Annotated in this window: 20 protein-coding genes; 13 read left to right on the plus strand and 7 right to left on the minus strand. The window is 61.9% G+C overall.

From position 1 onward, the window contains the following. Positions 1 to 80 precede the first annotated feature (80 nt). The 8 genes from NKJ18_RS21580 to NKJ18_RS21615 all read left to right on the plus strand — a co-directional run bounded on the left by NKJ18_RS21580 (position 81) and on the right by NKJ18_RS21615 (position 10276). Positions 81 to 2111: an SEL1-like repeat protein gene (locus NKJ18_RS21580; RefSeq protein ID WP_352759572.1), complete on the plus strand. Its 2031-nt coding sequence runs from the start codon at positions 81 to 83 to the stop codon at positions 2109 to 2111. Between the two features lie 99 nt (positions 2112 to 2210). Beyond that, complete coding sequence (locus NKJ18_RS21585; protein ID WP_352497246.1) at positions 2211 to 4217, plus strand: amidase; 2007 nt, start codon at positions 2211 to 2213, stop codon at positions 4215 to 4217. Positions 4218 to 4296: 79 nt separating this feature from the next. Then, positions 4297 to 4833, plus strand: coding sequence for a cysteine hydrolase family protein (locus tag NKJ18_RS21590; protein WP_023747809.1), 537 nt, complete (start codon positions 4297 to 4299; stop codon positions 4831 to 4833). Between the two features lie 31 nt (positions 4834 to 4864). Continuing rightward, entirely contained in the window at positions 4865 to 5329 is a 465-nt protein-coding gene (locus tag NKJ18_RS21595) for a GFA family protein (RefSeq protein WP_352759574.1), read from the plus strand. 264 nt (positions 5330 to 5593) lie between these two features. Next, the gene (locus NKJ18_RS21600; RefSeq protein WP_352759576.1) at positions 5594 to 6607 is read left to right on the plus strand and encodes a LacI family DNA-binding transcriptional regulator; all 1014 of its coding nucleotides are present in this window, start codon (positions 5594 to 5596) and stop codon (positions 6605 to 6607) included. Beyond that, the gene (locus tag NKJ18_RS21605; RefSeq protein WP_352759578.1) at positions 6604 to 8121 is read left to right on the plus strand and encodes a sugar ABC transporter ATP-binding protein; all 1518 of its coding nucleotides are present in this window, start codon (positions 6604 to 6606) and stop codon (positions 8119 to 8121) included. Before NKJ18_RS21600 ends, NKJ18_RS21605 begins: the two co-directional genes overlap by 4 nt. Then, the gene (locus NKJ18_RS21610) at positions 8121 to 9173 is read left to right on the plus strand and encodes an ABC transporter permease (protein WP_023671400.1); all 1053 of its coding nucleotides are present in this window, start codon (positions 8121 to 8123) and stop codon (positions 9171 to 9173) included. Before NKJ18_RS21605 ends, NKJ18_RS21610 begins: the two co-directional genes overlap by 1 nt. A 119-nt stretch (positions 9174 to 9292) precedes the next feature. Beyond that, entirely contained in the window at positions 9293 to 10276 is a 984-nt protein-coding gene (locus NKJ18_RS21615) for a substrate-binding domain-containing protein (RefSeq protein ID WP_031197244.1), read from the plus strand. A gap of 178 nt (positions 10277 to 10454) precedes the next feature. Here the strand turns inward: NKJ18_RS21615 and NKJ18_RS21620 are convergent, their stop codons facing one another. The 5 genes from NKJ18_RS21620 to NKJ18_RS21640 form a co-directional block, all read right to left on the minus strand. After that, positions 10455 to 11864 (minus strand): AlbA family DNA-binding domain-containing protein, encoded by a 1410-nt coding sequence (locus NKJ18_RS21620; RefSeq protein WP_352759581.1) that lies wholly within the window; start codon positions 11862 to 11864, stop codon positions 10455 to 10457. Between the two features lie 61 nt (positions 11865 to 11925). Next, positions 11926 to 13707, minus strand: coding sequence for a DUF2326 domain-containing protein (locus NKJ18_RS21625; RefSeq protein WP_352759583.1), 1782 nt, complete (start codon positions 13705 to 13707; stop codon positions 11926 to 11928). A gap of 27 nt (positions 13708 to 13734) precedes the next feature. Further along, complete coding sequence (locus NKJ18_RS21630; protein ID WP_352759586.1) at positions 13735 to 13974, minus strand: ABC-three component system middle component 8; 240 nt, start codon at positions 13972 to 13974, stop codon at positions 13735 to 13737. Further along, entirely contained in the window at positions 13961 to 14983 is a 1023-nt protein-coding gene (locus tag NKJ18_RS21635; RefSeq protein WP_352759588.1) for an ABC-three component system protein, read from the minus strand. Before NKJ18_RS21635 ends, NKJ18_RS21630 begins: the two co-directional genes overlap by 14 nt. A gap of 431 nt (positions 14984 to 15414) precedes the next feature. After that, a complete protein-coding gene (locus NKJ18_RS21640; RefSeq protein WP_352759590.1) occupies positions 15415 to 16251 on the minus strand; it encodes an SLC5/6 family protein in 837 nt (278 codons plus the stop codon). 759 nt (positions 16252 to 17010) lie between these two features. Between NKJ18_RS21640 and NKJ18_RS21645 the strand changes: the two genes are divergently transcribed. The 4 genes from NKJ18_RS21645 to NKJ18_RS21660 all read left to right on the plus strand — a co-directional run bounded on the left by NKJ18_RS21645 (position 17011) and on the right by NKJ18_RS21660 (position 18830). Then, entirely contained in the window at positions 17011 to 17166 is a 156-nt protein-coding gene (locus NKJ18_RS21645; RefSeq protein ID WP_023671409.1) for a DUF1127 domain-containing protein, read from the plus strand. Between the two features lie 140 nt (positions 17167 to 17306). Then, positions 17307 to 17480 (plus strand): hypothetical protein, encoded by a 174-nt coding sequence (locus NKJ18_RS21650; protein WP_023671410.1) that lies wholly within the window; start codon positions 17307 to 17309, stop codon positions 17478 to 17480. A 173-nt stretch (positions 17481 to 17653) separates the two neighbouring features. Beyond that, complete coding sequence (locus tag NKJ18_RS21655; RefSeq protein ID WP_023743296.1) at positions 17654 to 18358, plus strand: Crp/Fnr family transcriptional regulator; 705 nt, start codon at positions 17654 to 17656, stop codon at positions 18356 to 18358. A 283-nt stretch (positions 18359 to 18641) separates the two neighbouring features. Further along, positions 18642 to 18830, plus strand: a complete 189-nt coding sequence (locus NKJ18_RS21660) for a hypothetical protein (RefSeq protein ID WP_023671412.1) — start codon at positions 18642 to 18644, stop codon at positions 18828 to 18830. Between the two features lie 22 nt (positions 18831 to 18852). On the opposite strand, the gene NKJ18_RS21665 is transcribed toward NKJ18_RS21660, so the two are convergent. Further along, positions 18853 to 19593 carry a sulfotransferase family protein gene (locus tag NKJ18_RS21665; protein WP_023734005.1) on the minus strand — a complete coding sequence of 247 codons (741 nt, stop codon included), beginning with the start codon at positions 19591 to 19593 and terminating at the stop codon, positions 18853 to 18855. Positions 19594 to 19861: 268 nt separating this feature from the next. Here NKJ18_RS21665 and NKJ18_RS21670 point away from each other — a divergent pair, with 268 nt between their 5' ends. Then, entirely contained in the window at positions 19862 to 21079 is a 1218-nt protein-coding gene (locus tag NKJ18_RS21670) for an aminotransferase-like domain-containing protein (RefSeq protein WP_352759594.1), read from the plus strand. 120 nt (positions 21080 to 21199) lie between these two features. Here NKJ18_RS21670 and yghU read toward each other — a convergent pair whose 3' ends face one another. Then, complete coding sequence (gene yghU / locus NKJ18_RS21675) at positions 21200 to 22069, minus strand: glutathione-dependent disulfide-bond oxidoreductase (protein ID WP_023689843.1); 870 nt, start codon at positions 22067 to 22069, stop codon at positions 21200 to 21202. Positions 22070 to 22467: the final 398 nt, after the last annotated feature.

Raw genomic sequence — 22467 nt, forward strand, 5'->3', positions numbered from 1 at the left:
CGACATCAAATGCTTTGGATATTCCAGAACAGCCTGGCTTGCGCTATGGATTACTGGTGGCTGCAAATGGATTGGGGACGGTGAGCAACAACGACTGGGCGCCCAAAGTGGATACACCTGTCTACAGCCCGCCCACGTCGCGTCGCCGAGGGGTCCTTACCGTCGTTCTGGTGTTGCTGGCGGCTTTTGTGCTGCTCGGTCCTGGCCGAAATTACTATGTGCAGTGGTCAGCGGCACAAAAGGGTGCAGCGGCTCTCCAGGCAAAGGATTATGCCGAGGTATTCCGTCAAATGAAGATCATGGCGGACGCTGGCAATGTTGACGCAAAAGGCCAGCTTGGTGCGCTGTACTGGCGCGGGGAGGGCGTGGCTCAGAACGACAGCCAGGCGGTGTATTGGTGGAAGAAATCCGCCGATGGCGGCAATGCGGAAGCCATAGCAGCACTGGGTCAGGCCTACCTTATGGGCAGGGGCGTTGAAAAGGACAGTCGGCTTGCCGAGAGTTTCTCACGAAAGGCCGCCGATAAAGACAACATGAATGGGCAGTACCAGCTCGGCGTGTTGTACTGGCAGGGCCAAGGGGTCGCGCAAAGTTATGAGCAGGCGCTCTATTGGTGGCGCAAGGCGGCCGATCAGGGGAGCGGGGAGGCTGAATATTCTCTCGGCCAAGTCTATTTAAATGGCCAAGGGGTCGAAAGAAACGATCAACTGGCGTTGAAGTTTTCCAGGCAGTCAGCCGACAAGGGCAATGCGAACGCTCAGTACGCCCTCGGCGTCCTGTATGCGCAGGGTCGGGGTGTTGCGCAAAGCTTCGAGCAGGCTGCCTCATGGTGGCGCAAGGCGGCTGACCAAGGAAGCCTGGAGGCCGCTTTCTGTCTCGGACGCGCCTACTATCTTCACCAAGGCGTCAAGAAGGATGATCAGGCCGCCATAGTGTGGGTGAAAAAGGCAGCCGATCTGGGTGAGCCGAATGCCCAGGCTTTGCTGGGCACTTTGTACTCGCGGGGCCACGGCGTTGAGCAGGATGACCGCCTTGCGTTCGGGTGGTGGATGAAGGCCGCAACCACCGGTCTGACAGAAGCGCAATACGCGGTGGCGGCCGCTTATGGCCAGGGAAAAGGTACCCCTAGGGACGACGGCCAGGCGTTTGCGTGGATGAGCAAAGCCGCCAATCAGGGCTTTGTGTTCGCCCAGTCGAATCTGGGCGGATATTATTCGATGGGCCAAGGCGTCGAGAAGAGCGCCGGGCAGGCGGTCTATTGGTGGCGCAAGGCCGCGGAAGCGGGGAACGCCGAAGCCGGTGCCAATCTGGCCCGGGCGTATTCGCTGGGCGAAGGCGTGGGACGGGACGATGCGTTGGCCGCGACTTGGGCGCAAAAGGCGTCCGACGGGCGAAACGCCGACGCTCAATATATGCTTGGTGTCCTCTACAGCCAGGGCCGCGGCGTTGCGCAAGACAATGATCTGGCCTTCCGATGGTGGATGAAGGCTGCTGTCCAAGGCCATGTGGTAGCGCAGTATAATGTCGGGGTCGTGTATCGGGACGGGCAGGGCGTCGGGAAGGATGAAAGGCAGGCATTCGAGTGGCTGAGCAAGGCTGCCGACAAGGACAATGACCTTGCGCAGTTCGCTCTCGGTGGACTGTATTGGGATGGTCTAGGAGTAACGAAGGACCCCGTTCAGGCGGCAAGGCTCTGGCGCAAAGCCGCCGACCAAAGCAATGCATTCGCGCAGAAAGCGCTCGGCACAGCCTATTCCGAGGGTGTTGGCGTTGCGCAAAGCAGTGCGGATGCGGCGGGCTGGTGGCTCAAGGCGGCGCGGCAGGGAAATGTCGATGCCCAGCTAGCCTTAGCGTATGCCTCGGCCAACGGCGTGGGCATTGCCAGAGACGACAAGGCTGCCGAGTCCTGGTGGCTGGAAGCCGCAAAGGCCGGCAGCGTCGATGCCGAGTTCAGTCTGGGCTCGCTCTACTACCGCGGCGTCGATGGGAAACCAAACTACAAGGAAGCCGCCAAATGGTTCTTCAAGGCGGCAGGCCACGGCAGTTCCGGCGCCAAGACCTATCTCGACCTGATGAAGGAAAACGCCCAGCTCGACAGCAAGATGCTGTGAGCCGAGTGCATAAGCGTCGCCGTCACGCCTTCCGTTTGAGGCGTGACACTCGTATCGCACGATGCGAAGACTCATTTGCCGCTGCATCTCGAGAATCCCATGCCCCTCCACATCGTCGAAGCCTCGATCGCCGACCTGCGCCGGGCGCTGGAGGCCGGCACCGTCACCAGCGTCGAGCTGGTCGGTGCGTATCTCAGGCGCATCGCGCACTACGACCGCCATGGCATCGCGCTCAATGCCGTGCCGGTGCTTAACCCGGCAATGTTCGAGGAGGCGGCGGCCTCCGACCTGCGCCGCCGCAAAGGCGCTTCCCTCGGGCCGCTCGACGGCATCCCCTACACCGCCAAGGACAGCTATAAGGTGAAGGGCCTGACGGTGGCCGCCGGCTCGCCCGCCTTCGAGCATCTCGTCGCCAACGAGGACGCTTTCACCATTGCCAGGCTGAGGGCCGGTGGTGCTGTGCTGATCGGGCTGACCAACATGCCGCCTATGGCCAATGGCGGCATGCAGCGTGGCGTCTATGGCCGCGCCGAGAGCCCCTACAATGCCGACTATTTGACCGCCGCCTTCGCTTCCGGCTCGTCCAACGGCTCGGGCACGGCCACCGCCGCCAGCTTCGCCGCCTTCGGGCTGGGCGAGGAGACATGGTCTTCCGGCCGCGCGCCGGCGTCCAACAATGCACTTGTCGCCTACACGCCGTCGCGCGGCGTCATTTCGGTCAGGGGCAACTGGCCGCTGGTGCCGACCATGGATGTGGTGGTGCCGCACACGCGCGGCATTGCCGACATGCTGGAGTTGCTGGATGTGATCGTCGCCGACGATGCGGAGACGCGCGGCGATTTCTGGCGTGTGCAGCCCTGGGTGTCGATCGCGAAAAGCGCTGCTCTCAGGCCGCCAAGCTACACTGCGCTCCAACTGCAAGGCTCATTACAAGGCAAACGCCTCGGCGTGCCGAAAATGTATATTTGCCGCGACGGCGGCGCGCCCAAACCCATCGAGACCCGCGCCTCGGTGCTCGACCTCTGGCGGCAGGCGGCGCGTGATCTGGAAAAGCTCGGCGCGGAGGTGGTCGAGGTCGATTTCCCCGTCGTCTCGAACTATGAGCGCGACCGTCCGGGCACAAAAACCATGGTCGAACGCGGGCTGGTGCCGGAAGCATTCGCAGAGCGCGAAATCTGGGATCTCTGCATCTGGGGCTGGGACGATTTCCTGCGCGCAAATGCCGATCCGGCGATCCCCGATCTGGCTGCGGTCGACGGCCCAAAGATTTTCCCGCAGCCGCCGGGCGCGCTGCCGGACCGCTATGGCGACGACGGTTTCGATCTGGCCGACTACGTCACGAGCGTCAAGCAGGGCGTGATGCCATTGCTGGATATCCCAACGCTGGCGGAAGGTCTGAAGGGATTGGAGGCGACGCGGCGCATCGACTTCGAGGACTGGCTGGACGAGCACAGGCTCGACGCCGTCGTGCTGCCGGCGGTCGCCGATGTCGGGCCGGCCAGCGCCGACGTCAACCAGACCTCTGCAGAAATCGCCTGGCGCAACGGCACCTGGGTCGCCAATGGCAATCTGGTGTGGCGTCATCTCGGCATTCCGACCGTCACCGTGCCTATGGGAACGATGGCCGATATCGGCATGCCGGTCGGGCTGACCTTTGCGGGCAAGGCCTATGATGATGCGGAGTTGCTGCGGCTCGCCGGCGATTACGAGCGCGCCACCCAACGCCGCACCAGCCCGCCGCGCACGCCGGAATTGCCGGACGATGCGTTTGCGGGGCGGCCTGGTGGATTGCGGGCCAGCGATGCGCCGGCGCCGAGGCTTACGCTTGTTGCCGAGACGACGCGGCGAGGAGACCAGGCCGAGATCGCCGTGACGGTTGAACTCGATGCGGAGACCGCTGGCGTCAAGGTTCACGTCAATGGCGAACCGGTCGCTCTGCGGCGCAGCGGCACAAGCTTTCACGGTCGCATCCTGGTGCCCGCCGGCGAGCACGAAAGAATGCACAGTGTGTGGCGAGGCGCTTACGGCTCGATCGTTACGGCCGTCATCCGGCTGGAGGATGGACGCACGGCTGGTGCTTACGTGGTCGCGGGTGGAATCGGGTGAGGTACATGTAATCTCCCCAAGGGGGAGATCAGCAGCTTCGCCGTCTTGACCCTCCCATCGCCCGCGTTATCTTCGCGCCATGCCAAACCTCGCTCCCCTCATCGTCATCGACCTCCAGACCAACATGTTCGACGGCCGCGTCGAGCCGCCGATCCACGATGCGCCTGGCATAGCCGAGCGTACCTGCTCGCTGATCGACTGGGCGCGGCGCGAGGGGCGCAAGGTTGCTTTCGTCAGGCATGACGGGCCGGCCGGCGATCCGCTGGCGCCCGGCGAGCCGGGTTGGCCGGTATGGCCGGAACTCGGCCAGGCCAAGGACGAGCCGACATTCTCCAAGACCGTCCGCAACGCCTTCTCGAATGCCGAGCTTGGCGCCTGGGTGGCCGGGCAAGGGGTCGGCGAAGTCGTGCTTGCCGGAGCGCAAACCGATTTCTGCATCGCCGGCACCGTTGAGGGCGCCCTGGCCGAAGGCTTCGGCGTCACTGTCGTTTCCGATGCGCACTCGACGCTGGACACTGAAGGCGAAACCGCGACCGAGATCATCGCCCGGTACAATGCGGACTTCACCGATGCCGGCGTCACGCTGGTGACGACGAAGGCGCTGACCGGCGACTGAAGCACCGCGCTTCGAAGAGTGGGAGACTGCCGTGCCAACCCTGAAATTGCCGGCCGAAGGCGGATGCCGCTGCGGACGTGTGCGGCTAAAGATTTCCGCAAAACCGCTTTTGACCATGGCTTGCCATTGCATCGGCTGCCAGCGCATGTCGGCCAGCGCCTATTCACTGAGCGCCGCCATTCCCTCGGACGGCTTCGAAATCATGCAAGGCGAGCCGGTGATCGGCGGGCTGCACGGCGCCTCGCGTCATTACTTCTACCCTTATTGCATGAGCTGGATTTTCACGCGCCCCGAAGGGCTCGACTGGTTCGTCAATCTGCGCCCCACCATGCTTGACGAGCCCGGCTGGTTCACGCCGTTCATCGAGACATGGACCAGCGAGAAACTGCCCTGGGCGACGACGCCTGCGGTGCATAGTTACGAGGCGCTGCCGGCCTTCGAGGAATATGAGGGGCTGGTGGCGGAGTTTGCTGAAACTGCGAATCTCCCCCCTTGAGGGGGAGATGGCCGGCAGGCCAGAGGGGGTCGGTGCGACTGGGCTCGACGTCCTTGCTGCAGATGGAGGTTGGCGCTTCACTCGCGGCGACCCCCTCTGTCGCCTTCGGCGACATCTCCCCCTCGAGGGGGGAGATAAGCCCCGCTTAAAATCTGCATCGAATCGATTGCGCAAACGTTTCGATGGCCCTAAGCTCCCTTGAAATCCGCCATCAGAGCGGACGGAAAACGCATCGGGAGGAGCGCTTGCAGGCGCTGATATGTCTTGCCGACAATGGCTGAAGTGGCGCGGCGCGCCGGCGTGTCGGTGTCGACCGTCTCGCATGTCGTCAACAACACGCGCTTCGTTTCGCTGGAAAAGACGAGGCTGATCAACGACGCCATCGCCACGATGGGCTATCAGCCCAACGAGCTGGCGCGTTCGCTGAAGGCATCGACCACCAACAGCGTCGGCCTGGCCATCTCGGCGATCTCCAACCCTTATTTCACCGACATCATCTGCGCGGTCGAGGCTGAATGCGCGCGGCTCGGGCTGATGGTCTTTCTGTCGGACACCCAGGAAGATCCCGACCGCGAACTGCAGGTGGTGCGCGCTTTCCATCAGCGCCGCGTCGACGGCGTCATCCTGGCCCCGTCGGGCTCGCCGCAGCGCGCCATCGATTACCTCGCCGACAAGAAGATGCCATGCGTTCTGATCGACCGTTTCGCCGACCAGCGCTTCGACCAGATCGGCGTCGAGAACGAAACGTCGATGCGCGCGCTGATCGACCATGTCGCCTCCTTCGGCCACAAGCGCATCGGCTATATCGCCGGACAGCCGGGCCTGACGACGACGCGCGAGCGCATCGAGGCGTTCCAGGCTTCGCTCGCCGCCAATGGACTTGAAAGCGTGCCGCGCTATCTCTCGGCCGAGAATGTCGACACGGCGGCGGCGACCGCATCCACCCACGCCATCCTGTCGCTGCCGTCGCCACCAACCGCACTGGTCACCGGCAACAACATGACGACGATCGGAGCCGTCCGCGCCATCCGCGAAAAAGGCCTCACCATTCCGGGCGATCTGTCGCTGGCCGGCTTCGATGATTTCGAATGGGCCGATTGTTTCGAGCCGCGGCTGACGCTGGTCGCGCAGCCCTGCACCGAGATAGGCAGGCAGGCGGCGGCGCTGCTCAGCGCCCGTATAGCCGCGACCGCTTCCGCGCCGCGTTCGGTGCGGCTGCAGGCGACGCTGCGGGCGCGCGCCTCCTGCGGGAGGCCGACCCACACGAGGCTAACATGACCGCGCCGCTGCTGGTGATGACGGGCGCCGTCAAACGCTTCGGCGGCGTGCAGGCGCTGCGCGGCGTCGACTTCGACCTGAAGGCCGGCGAGATCCATGCGCTGCTCGGCGAGAACGGCGCCGGCAAGTCGACGCTGATGAACCTTCTGTCGGGCGTCTACACGCCGGACGAAGGCACCATCGAGATCGACGGCAGACCCGTGCGTTTCAACAACCCGCGTGAGGCGCAAGCGGCCGGCATCGCCACCATCTTCCAGGAGCTCGACCTGGTGCCGTCGCTGGATGTCGCGGCCAACCTGTTCCTCGGCCGCGAATTGATGCGTCCGGGCGGCTTCCTCGACGTGCCGGCAATGCGCCGCGAGGCCAAGAAGCGGCTGGAAGCCATCGAGATCGCCATCGATCCGTCTGCCATGGTCGCCGATCTGTCGATCGGCCAGCGCCAGGTGGTGGCGATCGTCAAGGCGCTGTCTTACGCCTCGCGCGTGCTGATCATGGACGAGCCGACGGCCGCACTTACCGTGGGCGAAGTTGAGCGGCTGTTCGACATCATGCGCAAGCTTGCCGCCACCGGCGTCGGCATCGTCTACATCTCGCACCGGCTGGAGGAAGTGCCCGGCATTGCCGACCGGGTGACGGTGATGCGCGACGGTCGCGTTGCCGGCATCACCGAGCCGCACGCGCCGCAGGCCGAGCTGGTCAGGCTGCTGGTCGGACGTCCCCTGGACGAGCTCTATCCCCAACGCGCCAAGGCCGCGGGCAAGCCGCTGCTCAGCCTGAGGAACGCCAGCTTCAAGCTCGCCCGCGACAGCGCCGGCTGGCAGGCGCCGCAAGGCGTTTCGCTCGATGTCCATGAAGGCGAGATCGTCGGTCTTGCCGGCATCATGGGGGCAGGGCGCACCGAGTTGCTGTCCGCCCTCTACGGCACCGGCCTGTCCGGCCGCTGGGAGGGCGAGGTCGCCATATCAGGCCGCCCGGTAAAACTGGATTCGATCAGTGCTGCCCGCCACGCCGGCATCGCATTCGTCACCGACGACCGCAGGGGCTCGGGCCTGATGCTGCGCATGGCCGTCGGCCTCAACCTGGTGATGTCGGTCATATCCAGGATCTCGCCGAACTGGCTGGTCTCGCCGCGCCGCCAGGCCGAGGCGGTGAAGGAATCCTTCGGTCAGTTCGATATCCGGCCGAAGAACCCCGATATCGCCGTCGGCGCGCTGTCTGGCGGCAACCAGCAGAAGGTGGTGCTGGCCAAGGAGATCCTCGGCAATCCGCGCCTGTTGCTGCTCGACGAGCCGACACGCGGCGTCGATGTCGGCGCCAAGGGCGAGATCTACCAGCGGCTCAGGGCACTCGCGGCGCAAGGGCTGGGCATTCTGGTGGCGTCCAGCGAGATGCCGGAGCTGATCGGTCTGTGCGACCGCATCGTGGTGCTGCGCCAGGGGCGCAATGTGGCGGAATTCTTGGGCGGCGTCGACGAGCACACGGTGCTGGCCGCGGCTAACGGCAGGGAGGCCTGATGTCTCAGGACAACAATCCAGTGGCAGCGAGCCCGGTGACGGCGGCGCCTCAAAAGCATCGCGACCCGCTGGCGCTGATCGTGCGCTTCCAGAGCCTGATCGGCCTGGTGCTGGTGGCGATCGGCGGCATCATCTTCTCGCCGCGCCGCCACGGCGAGATCCTGTTCCTCAACCCCGACAACATCGCCAACATCGTGCGCGCGGTGTCGGAGACCGGCATCATCGCCATCGGCATGACCTTCGTCATCATCACCGCCGGCATCGACCTGTCGGTCGGCGCAGTGCTTGGCCTGTCCAGCGTCGTCACCGCCTCTATGATGATCTCCGGCGGCTTCGGCCTGATCCCCACCATCCTCGCCGTGCTCGCTTTGGGCATCGTCTTCGGCGCCATCCAGGGCACCATCTCGACGCGCTTCCGGCTGGAGCCGTTCATCGTCACGCTGGCCGGCCTGCAGGCCGCGCGCGGCCTGGCGCTGGTCGTCTCCGGCAACCAGTACATCAACATTTCCTATGGCGAAGGGCCAGGCCTGGCGCCGCCGGTGTTCGCCGTGCTGGGCGAGCGGCTGTTCAACAACACCGTGCCGGTGGCGACGCTGGTCTTCGTCGTCTTTGCCGCGATCGCCACCATCGTCCTCAACACCACGCGCTTTGGCCGCTATGTCTTTGCCGTCGGCGGCAATGAGCGCGCCGCGCGCATATCCGGCGTGCCGGTGTCGATGGTGAAGATCTCGGTCTACGCCATCACCGGCTTTGCCGCCGCCCTTGCCGGCATCGTCCATGCCGGCCAGTTCAATTTCGGCAGCGCCAATGACGGCATGGGCTATGAGCTGACGGCCATCGCCGCCGTGGTCATCGGCGGCACCAGCCTGTTTGGCGGCGCCGGCTCGATGGTCGGCACCGTCGCCGGAACCATCATGCTGGGCGCGCTAGCCAACATCCTGCAGCTCAACAATATCACGCCCGCCATGCAGCTGCTCGCGACCGCCGCGATCATCGTCCTGGCGGCAGTGCTTCAATCCCTCGTTCGCCGCCGCGAGGGGTTGGGTCGTTAGTGCATGTCGCGCAAAAGGTTTTGCGATGACGACATGCACAAACAAACAAGGAGGAGACGGCAACACGTGAACGTCAAACCAAGGTCTGGCCCCCGGCCGGACGAGGAGGAGAGTGAGTTATGAAAACGACACTAAGAGGATCGACCCTCAAGGCCGTGCTGCTGGCAGGCGCCGGCCTGTGCATTGCAGGCTCCGCTTACGCCGCCGAGCCGCTGGTGAAAGCCTGCGCCAAGGACGGCCAGTTCGTCATCGGCTTTTCGCAGGCCAACAATGCCGAGCCCTACCGCCAGCACGTCAATGACGAGCTGGAGGCGGCGGCCAAGGAAGTGCCTGGCTTCACGCTGCAGATCGCCGACGGCGCCGGCAACGTCAACACGCAGACCTCGCAGGTCGACAATTTCATCACCCAGAAGGTCGACGTCCTGCTGATCTCGCCCTTCGAGGCAGCGCCGCTGACGCCGGCGGTGAAGCGCGCCATGGATGCCGGTATCCCGGTCATCGAGCTTGACCGCAAGACGGTCGGCGACCCCGGCAAGGACTACACCGCTTTCATCGGCGGCGACAATTTCAAGATCGCCGAGGAAGCCGGAAAGTACACCGCCAAGACGCTGCTGCCCGATGGCGGCGAGGCGGCGGTGCTGCAAGGCCTGCCGAGCTCGACGCCGGCCGTCGAGCGCCTCAACGGCTTCAAGGAAGGCGTGAAAGGTAACCCGAAGGTCCAGATCGTCGCAGAGCAGGCCGCCGACTGGGTGCCGGACAAGGCGCAGGTCGCCTTCGCCGCCATGCTGCAGGCACACCCCGACATCAAGGTGCTGTACGCCTCCAACGACATGATGGCCGCCGGCGCGCTGCTCGCCGCCAAGGGCGCGGGCAAGGACGTGAAGATCATCGGCACCGACGGCCTGCCGGGCCCGGCCGGCGGCATCGAGGCGGTGGCCAAGGGCGACTGGGTCGCAACCTTCACCTACCCGACGGGCGCCAAGGAAGCGATCGAGATGTCGAAAAAGATCCTGCTCGATTGCGCGACCGAGGTGGACAAGACGGTGACGGTGGAAACCACCGCGATCACGGCCGAGAATGCCAAGCAGCTGATGGGGAAGTGAGGGGGCGGAGTCCGGCACTGAGGTTGATGCGCAAGGCCCCGGGAGGGGCCTTGTTTGTTTTGGGGGAAGGATGGCCCCTGCACAGAATGGCTACTTTTGAGAAGACTTTGCCTCGGAGAAGTCGAGCGTAGGTGTGGAACGGTGCGAAGCTCTGATACTCGCTGCAGCGATCCGCCGCTCAACTCCGCCGCTCCAAAACTTGTTTGACGGCCTGCTCGGCAAAATTATCGGGAAGAACATAACCGCCAAATATGGAAACAGCTTCGGAGGTGACCCGATGCACGTAGGGCGCGATCGCACTTGTAGATGTATCTCCAGGAACCGCAATTGAGCTGCTTACGCCATCGTCTTCTGCGATATATCGAAACCCGCCGAACGGAGCGATATGGCTGTTCCAAGCTGAGAGAAATCGCTTACGCAAGTGTGACCAACGAAATGAGAAACCTAGTTCGACTTCGGCCAGGTCGTGCTGAGAAGTTCTTGCGAAAGCCAAGCCAACAGCAATAGCCTCGGCTACTCGCCTCGCTACTAGGCCAGGGTCGAGGTGGGTGCCTGCGCTCACGTCTCGGTGGCGGGCGCTCGCATCGTCATCATGGGCGCGCCAAAGGTAAAACCGGCCGCTCGGCTCGAAGCGCATGAAGTCGAGGTGGTCCCACATCAACGGTTCGCTAATCATTGCCTCCCACCCGCCGCTTCTAACCACTGGGTGGTCGGCCACTTCGTTGAATCCCCGAGTATCCATCCAAACCGGCCAAGAACTAAGCTGTGGGTTGGTGCCCATCAGAGTGGCAAGGAAATGCCGATCTGCTTTAAAACCAGAAAATGGAGGAGAAACAACCAACGCGACCTCCCAGCCTCCCAGAGTATGGCGACCCCCCGTTTCCCGTACGTCTTGCTTCAGGCATTCCATAAATCGCGAGAGACCGGCATCGAGTAATGCGTAGGATTGCTCAGCAAGACTTGGGGCAGGTGGAGACGGAGTGAACGCAGCCCTCAAAGCTGCAATTTGGGAAGGGTCGGCCACCCCCCCCGCAATATGACGGCGAATAAATCTGCCCAAATCTGCCTCGCGATTCTCCATGCAGATATCGATGATATCCGTCCAGTCAGTCGATCTAGCAACTGCTGAGCTTACCGTGTTGTTAGAGCGCAATGTCCTGAAATAGACGTCTCCATCTTTTATCAATTTGACATTTGGCGAGCCTTCAAGGTCTCTCTTCGCCGCAACAGGAACACGCACACCAGAGGGAATGCCGATCACTACCAAGGTCCTACCACCTCGAACCGGATACGCTGTCGAGATTTCAAATGGTTGAGAGGAGAACTTGGCGATCAATGATTGAAGGACGTCAACGTGAAATAGTTCTTCTGGCTTAAAGCTGCGATTAGGTTGATCCGGCAAATGGGTTTTGTCGTCGATTCCGATTACAAGATATCCGCCGTCTCGATTGCGAAGCGCTAGAGCAGCCTTGACGATCTTCGCAATACCGTCTGGTTCGTCCGGGAAAATCCATCTCTTAAGTTCGCAATTCAACCCCTCGGACGGGAAGTCTACGATCTGTTGGGCCGACGAGATATCAACGGACATTGATTTCGCTCAAATTTGTGCTGTTTGCGGATCGCATTAGGGGTTGCACGAGAAGGCGCTCTTAGAATTCTGTCATCCTAAAGAGCCGGCCGTCGTCACCCTCGTCATGAAGTCGAAGAATCACCTCATCCTCGCCAAACGCTATACGCTTGCCCTTGGCGTCCCTCGGCATGTCGGCCTCGATGAGGGTAAGGATGTATTGCGTTTTTCCCGATGCGATCTGCTCACGCACGATCTTCAGCAGGGCCTCCTTCTTTCGGTTGTCCAGCGCTTCGAGGACGCCATCATGGAAAACGAAATGGAAGAACGCGGCCTCCTCGTAGACCTTTAGCAGGGCCAGATCGAAAAGGGCGCAGATCAGTTTTTTGTAGCTGGTCCCGTCCCCTTGGCTGGATGTCTTGCCGATCTGCCCTTTCTCCTCAAGGCCGATTTCATAGTCGAGATTGTTGCTGGAATTCAGTCGGAAATAGAATACGCCGTTGTGGTCCAGCACCTGCTGGCAATACCGATTGAAGATGGCCCGAAATTTCTCCGCGACAGGCGTCTGCTTGGCGACCATGACCTTCATCTCGTCGACGATTCGACCACGATCCCGCTCAAGTTCCCGGGCCGACCGCGCCATTTCTGCGACCGCCTCCAGCTTTTTCTGCTGTCCTTCGCGGTAGACGAGGTGAGCGCGTTGATCGATTAGCTGTTTCTGCAGATGCTTGTACTTTGAGAAAGTGTCAGTGTTTTTGAGGACGGACAGGCTGGCCTGTCGTTTGCCGTCGAGCTCCCGATTTCGCTCTTGGAGTACTTCGCGTTTAGATTCAAGCTCTCGCCGGCGTGCGCGGAGAGCGACGTCGCGCTCATGCGTGACCTTCTTATTGAAGGCGACGAGCTCCTCGTACTTTCGTTTGAGGCTCTGCACGAAATACAGCTTCGTCTCCCGAAACACCTCCTCAATCTCGCCGAGGTCGAACTTGTCCTTTTGCTCCAAGGCAACGTCGATCTGGCGAATGTCATAGCGGATGTCATACAGGGCGCTGTTGAGCTGGGCGATCTCACTCTCGATCTCATCAACAAGCTGCGTCATGATGCGACGCTCCTCGGCGTCGAAGTGGAATGCGTCGAGCTGAGCCGACAACTCTTCTATCTCCTGGCGAAGCCGCGCGATGTCGGTGATCAGCGCCGGAAGGTCGTCCTCCTTGAACTGTACCTCGGCTTGCTGCTCCTCCAGCCGCTGCCTTGCTGTTTGGATATCTTCGTCAAGTTGATACTTCCGATCGATCAGGTGTCCCTTGAAACCGAACAGGTGCGCGACGAAAGGCTTCCATTGGGAGTCCTTGCCCTGCGAGAATTTGCGAAGCTGCAGCTCGTCGCTCCAATCGTCCTGCGATCGGAGAAAATACGTAATGGCCTTGCGATAGTCGTATGGCTTCAGCACCCGAAGATCGAGCCAGCCGTCTAGCAGGGTCTTTGCCGCTTCGATCGGCATCGTCGCATGGTCCCATTCGTCATCAGCCGCGTCATAGAAGTTTTGGCGCCCCTCGGCGTGACGCTTCAATCCAATCTCGTTCGGGCTGCCCGGGCTACGACGGATCGTGGCGAAGTCGCCGCTGTTCAAACTGATCTCCAGAAAGAACATGAACTGCTCGAAGCGGTGCTTATGCTTCACCAGAAAAAACTCTGGCGACATACCGCGGAGCAGCATGAAATCAATGAGATGGAGCAGTGTGGTTTTTCCCAGGTTATGGGAGTCCCGCTTCTTGTCAGCGGGCTTGCGCACTTCTCCTAAGACGACGTTAAGGCGAACAGCGTCCGCGCCGAAATTGAAGTCAATCGGCTCGAAGATCGTTGGCAAGTTGGAATATATCCGACTTAGTTGCATCTAGTCGGCCCGATATTCCAAAGTGTCATTCTGGACGTGGTATTCCACCTTGCCGAGCAGGTAGAGGAAGTTCAGCGCCGGCAAAAACATCAGCTCACCGTTGCCACCCACTCGGCGGATCACGCGCTGCCTCAAGGTAATCAATTCGATGACGCCGCGACGATGCAACTCCTTCAACATGATGGCAGCGACGCGCAGCAGCGATGCGTTCAGATCAAGATGCTTTCTAGGCGTCAGCATGTGTCGCCTCCTCCGATTGGCCCAAGTCTTTGGAGCCAATGTCGCAATGGCAATACATGTAGTGCAAGAGGATGCTGACCAGCCTTCGCTTTTGACGGAGCGCCGGACGCTGCTTCTGGATATGGCCGTACAGGAAGTTGAAGACGTGGTCGAAGTTCGGGAATTTGGCTCGATGTAGGAGAATGCTCTCCTTCATTTCAGCCGCGGCGTCCGCATAGATATTGGCAAATTCCCGATTTCGCGGGTTAGATAGGAAGTCCCTGATCTTGTCGAAATACGGCATCGACCTGGCAACGATGACCTGACGAAAATATTCCTCGGTTAGGCCGTTGATGCGGTTCTTGTCCTTCAGCTTGACTGACTCGAAATCGAACGCGCTGCTGAACGCCGATTCGTCGTCGTCTCGGGTGTAGTCACGGAACGCGTGGATCACCTCGATGAATTCGTCAGACTCGAAAACGAACGGCACCACGTCCCTCGCGTTGGGCAGGAATTTTTGTAGCTCGGAATGACTTTCCAAAAGCGAGTGTAGGTACTCGACGCCTAAAATATGCGCCGAGGATAACCCGCATTTCATCAGCTCTGCGATGAGTTTAGCGTCCGTGCCTGCCGTGTATTTTCGGTTGGTGAAAACCATGTAATGGTCGCATATCCCATCCTTGACGCGCGCTTTGATTTTCGGGTGTTCGTCCTTCATGAGCTTCTGGAAATCCCGGTCGGAGCATGACCGATCGGGGGCATTGATATGCTTAGCCTGAAGAACGACGTGACCTTCTAGGGGTGAATTCGTGCTCGGGAAACGCTCGGCTGTGCCATGGTACTTGCCGTCGCGGCCGCCATCGCGGCCGGGGGCAAAAGGAGAGACGCCTAGACCCAAGAGGTGCTTGGCGATATGCACCACCAAGCCCTCGAACTCATCGTCGCTAAGTTCGTAGAGGAAGAAATCCCTTTTCACGAAGCGCTCCCGCCGATGTTGAACCGGTGCCGATCGAAACGCGATCGGGTTCAAGCCCCATATATATCCCGGAAGCAACCGTTGATTCCAGCCCAAGACATGGAAATGCTTATTCCATAGAAGGAATATTATAAAGGTATTCCTTCAACAGCATCGCGACAATGGTTTATGCGAAAACTGACCTAATCGGGATGGTCAGTCGAATGGCAGCTTTTTCAACTTTCATCTTGAAACAGGAATGTCCAGATTCGGCCCGAACCTGACATCCCGAGGGCATACTATTATCGTGGCCGTCTCAGCCAGAGCGTCTTTGGCGGTAGCGACGGAATAGAACCCCGCAGCCGCCGGCCCCCATCCTAGCCGCTTGCGTTACGTCTAGCTCCGCCTTGTAGGCTTCGCACCCCGTGCGCCGCACGCCAATGCTACACAACCACGAACTTGCCCGGTTTGGCGCGATCCACTGGGCGCGCCAAACCGCAGCCGATTCACGGCGTGGTCGTGAACCCGCACTGCTTCTGTTCCATCTCGATCTGCTTGGTGATGCGGATGGCGTTCTGGGCGTAGGCTTGCGTTACCGAGCCGCTGTTGACGGTCTTGTCCTTCAGCGGGCTGACCGCTGCGCAGAGGTGGAAGACATGCTCGGTGTCGGACTTGGCGGCGCCGTTTTCCGGCGCGATCCAGTAGACGATATCCTGGCCATTGGGGTGCGCCGCGTCCTTCGTCGCCGCGGCCACCGTGGTGGAGTCGGTGGCGATCGCCTGCGCCTGGGCGGCGACTTCGGGCGAGCAGGCCGTCGTCGGCTGCCCCGCCTTGATCTGTTCCGCGCACGAGTTCATGTCCTGCGTGTACTGCTCGACCGATGGCGGCTGGTAGCTGACCCCGATCAGCGTCGCCAGCACGGCCAGCACGGCGCCGATGCCGCCGGCCACCTTCTTGCTCTTCGGGTCCATGTTCTTGTCGTTGAGGATCAAGATAACCAGCGGCAGGAAGGCAATCAGGGTGATGATCGCGCCGAGCTGGTTCTGGACGAAGAACCGGAACGTGTCGGATTCGCGGGCCGGGTCCTTCCGGTTGGCCGCCTTCCAGAGCAGGCTGCCGGCGATGGCGAAGATCGCGATCCCGACCAGGATGCCGATCAGCAGCGGCAGGTTGCCCTGGTCGAACTTGTGCTTGTAGAGCAGTACGATCCCGGCGATCTCGCCGCCAATGGCGATGACCCACGACAGCACGGCGAACAGGCGCAGCCGCGTGGCCCCGGACTTCTGGCCCTGCGTCGCCTGCCAGTCCTTGGTAACGTCTACGGTCGGCTTGTTGTCGGTCATGACCAGATCCCCCGGTGTCGACACTTTTGCGGGGCGGCGTCAAAGGCGCCCGGCGCAGCGTCATTGATCGAACCTCGCCTGCCTCGGCGCGAAAGCGCCACGGCAGACCCCATCCTTATTGCGCATGATGGGATTCGTCCATAGCCGAGCGGGCGGACGAGGATGCGGGCGATGGTGCGGAGGAGGGCAGGGCAATCGCATAAGGCGGGCGCCAGCCCCACTCCGTCCGCCGCGGCCACCTTCCCCATGTGCATGGGGAGAGGAAACCCAAGCCCATCAAGGCCGCGACCTCGGTGATTGGCATTTCCTCTCCCTCCGCGGAGCGGGGCAATCGCATATGACAGGTTTCCGCTCTACGAATACCCCCACCCTTAATCCCTCCCCACAAGGGGGAGGAGACTTGGTAGGCGCTGATCGCCGCAAATCGCCTAGGTTCCACGCCAGAAAGGGTGGCTTGCGGCAGCGTTCCCTCCCCCTTGTGGAGGGTTAGGGTGGGGGTCCTCTTCGTAAGAACTCATATGTGATCGCCTTGCGCCGACGAAGGAAAGGTGGGTCGCCGAACCCGAGGGAGCGCCATATGCGATCGCCCTGCCATAGGTCGGATCACGCCACCGCGGGAGCGCAACTAATTTGTATACAAATGTTTCTGGCCGGCATCGGTTTGTGAAGCGCTTCACCGTTGTCGCGCAATCGATCGGTTACAGAGGCCGTGCAAGAGCGGGCCTGAGGCAGCGCTTTGCTGCTGCATGGAGGTAACCGATGTTTGAAAGTCTCAGCAGAATTCGTGCTGCCTTGGCGCGCGCCAGCAAGCACAGGAAGACCGTGCGCGCACTGAATGCGCTGCCGACGGAGATCCAGAAGGACATTGGCTGGACGGAGTCGAGGTCGATCGATGAGATAAGGCTGCCGTTCTAGGGCCGCATCCAGCGTCGCTAATATATCGCTCGCCATCGATTGTTCGGAAGCGTACAGTGCAGCATCGTCGGCCACATCAATGGGCGCCGACGCTTGGGAGCGACCATCGCACTCCTGCCCCGACAGGAGGCATTGGAGCCATGGCGGAGCAACCGAGACAGTCCGGTCTGAGCGCCGAGACGCTCGCGGCCTTGGCGCGGGAAACCGGGGCCTCCGAGCAGCAGATACAAGAGATCGCATCGCTGATCGGCAACGATCGCTCGTCCATCGTGCGCGAAGCGCGCATGGTTGCGGCTGACCGCCCGAAGCGCTGATCCAGGAAAAAGCTGCTGGATTGATTGATGGGGCGTCGCCCCTGATTTGTCGGTTTTGTACGAAGTACAATGGCTGAATCCGAGTCAGCTATCGTCCAATGACCGTTTGCATTTGGGCAGGGCGCCGACGGCTGGGAGATGACATGTGCTCTTGCCCTTGACGGGAGAGAGCGATGGACCAGTCGGTCAGCAAGGAGAAAAGCGGCCTCTTGCGCCGCATGAACCCGGCCGACTTCGCACTGCTTGCGCCGCATTTGCACCATCGTGTGCTCGATCTCAAAGCCCCGCTCGAAATGGCGGGCGAGCCGGTCGCCTCGGTCTGCTTCCTGGAAAGCGGCCTGGCCTCGGTGGTGGCGAGGAACCGGCCGGGCCTGGACACCGAGGTCGGCATCATCGGCCACGAAGGCATGTCGGGCTCCGCCTTGGTGATGGGCGCCGACTGGGCGCCCCATGACTGCTACATGCAGATGCCGGGCGAGGCGGTGTGCATCGATTCCGAGCCGTTCAAGGCAGCGTTGCAGAAAAGCCCGACGCTTCGCGCCTTCCTGCTGCGCTATGCCCATTATCTGCACGGCCAGACCAAATCCACGGCGCTGAGCAATGCCCGCGCCAAGCTCGAGGATCGGCTGGCCCGATGGCTCCTGATGTGTGACGACAGGGTGGTCGGCCATCAGATCCAGATCACGCATGAGTTCCTGTCGGTCATGCTCGGCGTCAGGCGTCCGGGCGTCACCATCGGCCTGCAGATCCTGGAAGGGCGCGGCCTGATCCGGTCGCGGCGCGGCGAGATCGTCATTCGCGACCGGGATGGCCTGATCGCCGTCGCCGACGGTTTCTACGGCCAGGCCGAGACCGAATACGAACGCCTGCTGGGCTGAGCCTGGCACGGGCTGGAAATGGCCGACGCGAATGCCGGTGAAAGCATGTTGCCAGAGCCGCGCCGGCCATTTACGGCCATCTGGGGAGAGGCCGCCCGGCAAATCTATCATCGGCGCAAAAGCGGGCAACGAACCGCAATCGCTTGGTAAAAACCGTACAATCGAATTGTGTTGAACCTTGGTTCGGCAAGAGTATGAATCTGCTGTCGTCGACCATGTATATGGGGCGCTGGCGCCTGAGGCTTCGACAGGCTCGCGCCCGATGTGAACGGGGAAAACCGAAATGGCAGAACTGCTTTTCGATGTATCCGCCTTCGATTGCGCCATCCTGCGGGCCGCCTTCATCAAATCGGTGATGGAAGACAATGTCCCGGAAAAGCGCTGGCGCGCGCTCGCCGCTTCCCTGGTTCGCGACCTGACCGACCACGAAGACGTCGAGCCGGATCTGCTCGGCTGGATCACGCGCAAGTAGCAATATCCTGACGGTCCGGCGGCTACCCCAGCCACCACCACAGCGCCGCGATCGCCGCAAGCACCGCCGCCACCGACAGCCCCAGCATGATGTAGCTGCCCTTGATGATGTCGCGGATGATCTTCTTGACGCTTTCGCGGTCGTTGAGGTTGGGGAAAGGCTCGTTGGGCAGCGCCACGCCGAGGAAGCCGCAGAGCGGCGCCCAGCCATCGCTGACCTTGAACACCAGAAGCTTCTCCGGCGGCACGGCCGCTATCACCTCCTCGGTATAGGCGTTGTAGCGCGCCACCGCCTTGGCGCGGTCGTCCATCACGCCGGCAAGCGTGCGGCCCCAGATCAGCCTGTGCGACATGTCGCCGAATTTGCGGCCGAACGGCGTCAGCCATTCCAGCACCTTGAACTGCCACAATGTCTCGGTGAAGTGGATGGTGTCGATGGTGCTGTCGTACCAGGCCTCGGCGCCGCGCGGATGCAGCGTCAAAAGCACCTTGGCGTCGGGATAGGCGGCCATCAATTCGCGCCACACGCAGCATCCCGGATTGTCGACCGTCGCCTTGTAGTTGGCAAAGACTTTGGTCCAGTCGTGCTGGGTGCCGGGCGGGCTGTTGGCCACCTTGCGCCAGAAGTCGAGATGGCCCTTGTTGGCCTTGTTGAGGATGACTTCCTGCATGTGATAGCTGGGAAGGCCCAGCCTGTTCAGCGCGGCAAAGGTCGACCATGTGCCGGTGCGGCCGAATCCGGCACCGATGAGCTCAAGCGTCATTTTAACCCCCCTTGTTGAGACCGCTTTTCTTTTTATGCCGGTCCGCTCGGAATGAGGTTGCATCCGCGCCCCTCGGCGCGCAACAATTTTCCCTGTGCAGGGCAGAAATGTGTTTGCTTTTTCGTCTGGGCCACGCGGAATGAGGGTCTGGCTATTCCAGCGGGTGGGGGAGCCTGATAATAGGTCAGCCAGATTGACCTAATTCGCATGGCCGGAACGGTCATGCTGGACCAGATGCCGTATCCCGGGAGGTGGGCTCGTGAGTTTGATGGACCTGTTGGCGTCGCGCGCCTCGCGCATGAAGGCGTCGGAAATCCGCGAGCTGCTCAAACTGCTCGACCAGCCCGACATCATCTCCTTCGCCGGCGGCATCCCCGATCCGGCTTTGTTTCCGGCGCAGGCGATCGCCGATGCTTACGCCTCGGTGCTGGGCGGCGCGGAGGCGAGCGCAGCACTTCAGTATCAGGTCTCCGAAGGCTATCTGCCGCTCAGAAAATGGCTGGCCGGCCAGATGGGCAAGCTTGGCATCGCCTGCGACGAGCACAACATCTTCATCACCTCCGGCTCGCAGCAGGCGCTGGATTATCTGGGCAAGCTGTTCCTGTCGCCCGGCGACACAGCGCTCGTGACGTGGCCGACCTATCTCGGCGCGCCCCAGGCCTTCAACGCCTATGAGCCGCGCTACGACCGCCTGACGCCGGATGGCGGCAACATGACGCCGGCCGCCTACCAGGCGGCGGCTGCTGCCCCCTCTACTTTTGCAAAAGAGGGCGGCAAGGTGAAATTCGCCTATCTGGTGCCCGATTTCGCCAACCCGACCGGCGAGACGCTGAACCGCCAGCAGCGCGAGGCGGTGCTCGACCTCGCCGGCGAGCTCGACATTGCCGTCATCGAGGACGCCGCCTATCGCGCGCTGCGCTATGACGGCGAGGGCCAGCCGCCGATCCTGGCGCTCGACTGCGAACGCTCCGGCGGCATCGAAAACGCCCGCACGCTCTATTGCGGCTCGTTCTCGAAAATCCTGTCACCGGGCATGCGCGTCGGCTGGGTCTGCGCGCCGCGCCGCGTCGTCGAGCGGCTGGTGCTGATGAAGCAGGCGTCGGACCTGCACAGCCCGTCGATCAACCAGCTGGTCATGCACCGCGTCTCCGAGGCCGTGTATGACGGCCAGGTGGAAAAGCTGATCGGCGCCTATCGCCAGCGCCGCGACGGCTTGCTTGCGGCACTCGAAGCGGAAATGCCGGATGGCGTCAGCTGGAGCCGACCGGAAGGCGGCATGTTCGTTTGGCTGACGCTGCCCGAAGGTGCGGACGCCACGGCACTGCTCGCCCGCTCGGTCAAGGAAGCCCGCGTCGCCTTCGTGCCGGGCAACGCATTCTACGCCGACGGTTCGGGCCGCAACACGATGCGGATGAGCTTTACGCTCGCAGATGAACGCGCCGTGGGTGAAGGCGTGCCGAGGCTGGCGAAATTGATGAAGAGCTAGGCGCCCTACCTCCCCCTTGTGGGGAGGTCGACCGAAGGTCGGGTGGGGGTGCTTGGCGCCGACCCCCACCCCGATCCGCTTTGCGGATCGACCCTCCCCACAAGGGGGAGGGTAAAAAAGTCACTCCGCCACCACCAATTTATCCTGCGTCTTCGTCTCGAAATCGCTGGCGTCATGGCGCTCGTGCAGTTGCATGGCGGGGTCGCCGAAGGCGCGGTTGACCATGCGGCCGCGTTGCACGGTCGGGCGGGCGTCGATCGCCCTGGCCCAGCGTTGTACGTGCTCGTAGTCCTGCACCGACAGGAACTCGGCGGAATCATTGTACATGCGGCCGAGCGCCAGGCCGCCATACCAGGGCCATACCGCCATGTCGGCGATCGAATAGAAGGCGCCGCCGAGGTATTCGGTCTCCGCCAGCCGCCGGTCGAGCACGTCGAACTGGCGCTTGGTCTCCATGGCGAAGCGGTCGATGGCGTATTCGATTTTTTCGGGCGCATAGGCGTAGAAATGGCCGAAGCCGCCGCCGAGATAGGGCGCCGAACCCATCTGCCAGAACAGCCAGGACAAGGTTTCCGCGCGCGCCGGCTGTTCGGTCGGCAGGAACTCGCCGAACTTTTCCGCGAGATAAAGCAGGATCGAGCCGGACTCGAAGACGCGGACAGGCGTCTTGCCGCTGCGGTCGAGCAGCGCCGGGATCTTGGAGTTGGGGTTGACCTCGACAAAGCCCGAGCCGAACTGGTCGCCATCGTTGATGCGGATCAGCCAGGCGTCGTATTCGGCGCCCTTGTGGCCGAGCGCCAGAAGCTCCTCCAGCATGACAGTCACTTTGACCCCATTCGGCGTCGCCAGCGAATAGAGCTGCAGCGGATGCTTGCCGACCGGCAGCACCTTGTCATGCGTCGGACCGGCAATAGGCCGGTTGATGCTGGCGAACGTACCGCCATTGGCTTTCTTCCAGCTCCAGACTTTCGGCGGGGTGTATTCGGTCATGCGGGAAATTCCTTGGTTTGGCGGGCGAAACGACTTGCGCGACGGCGCGAGACTGATGGCGGAAAAGTCGGCGGAACCTAGATACGGGAACACATAGGTGCAATTCAGAAAGGTTCAACTTGTGTTGAACTATTATCGATGTCGGCGCCGCCCCTCATCGCCCTGCCGGGCACTTCTCCCCGTATAGTGACGGGGAGAAGGACGCTGTCGCCTACTGATTTCCCCAATTGCCAGCGTTGCCAAGAGCGCCGATGTTGCGGCCATCTCCCTTCTCCCCGTCACTATACGGGGAGAAGGTGCCGGTGTCCGAACCGGATAGATAGGTAACAGAATGGACCGATAGCATGGGTGACAGTTTTCTCCTTCGCCGGGAGGACCGGCGATGGTTTGGCGAGAGA

Origin of the sequence: Mesorhizobium sp. M0217 (assembly GCF_040321955.1) — a bacterium.
In the GTDB taxonomy this organism is placed as follows: domain Bacteria; phylum Pseudomonadota; class Alphaproteobacteria; order Rhizobiales; family Rhizobiaceae; genus Mesorhizobium.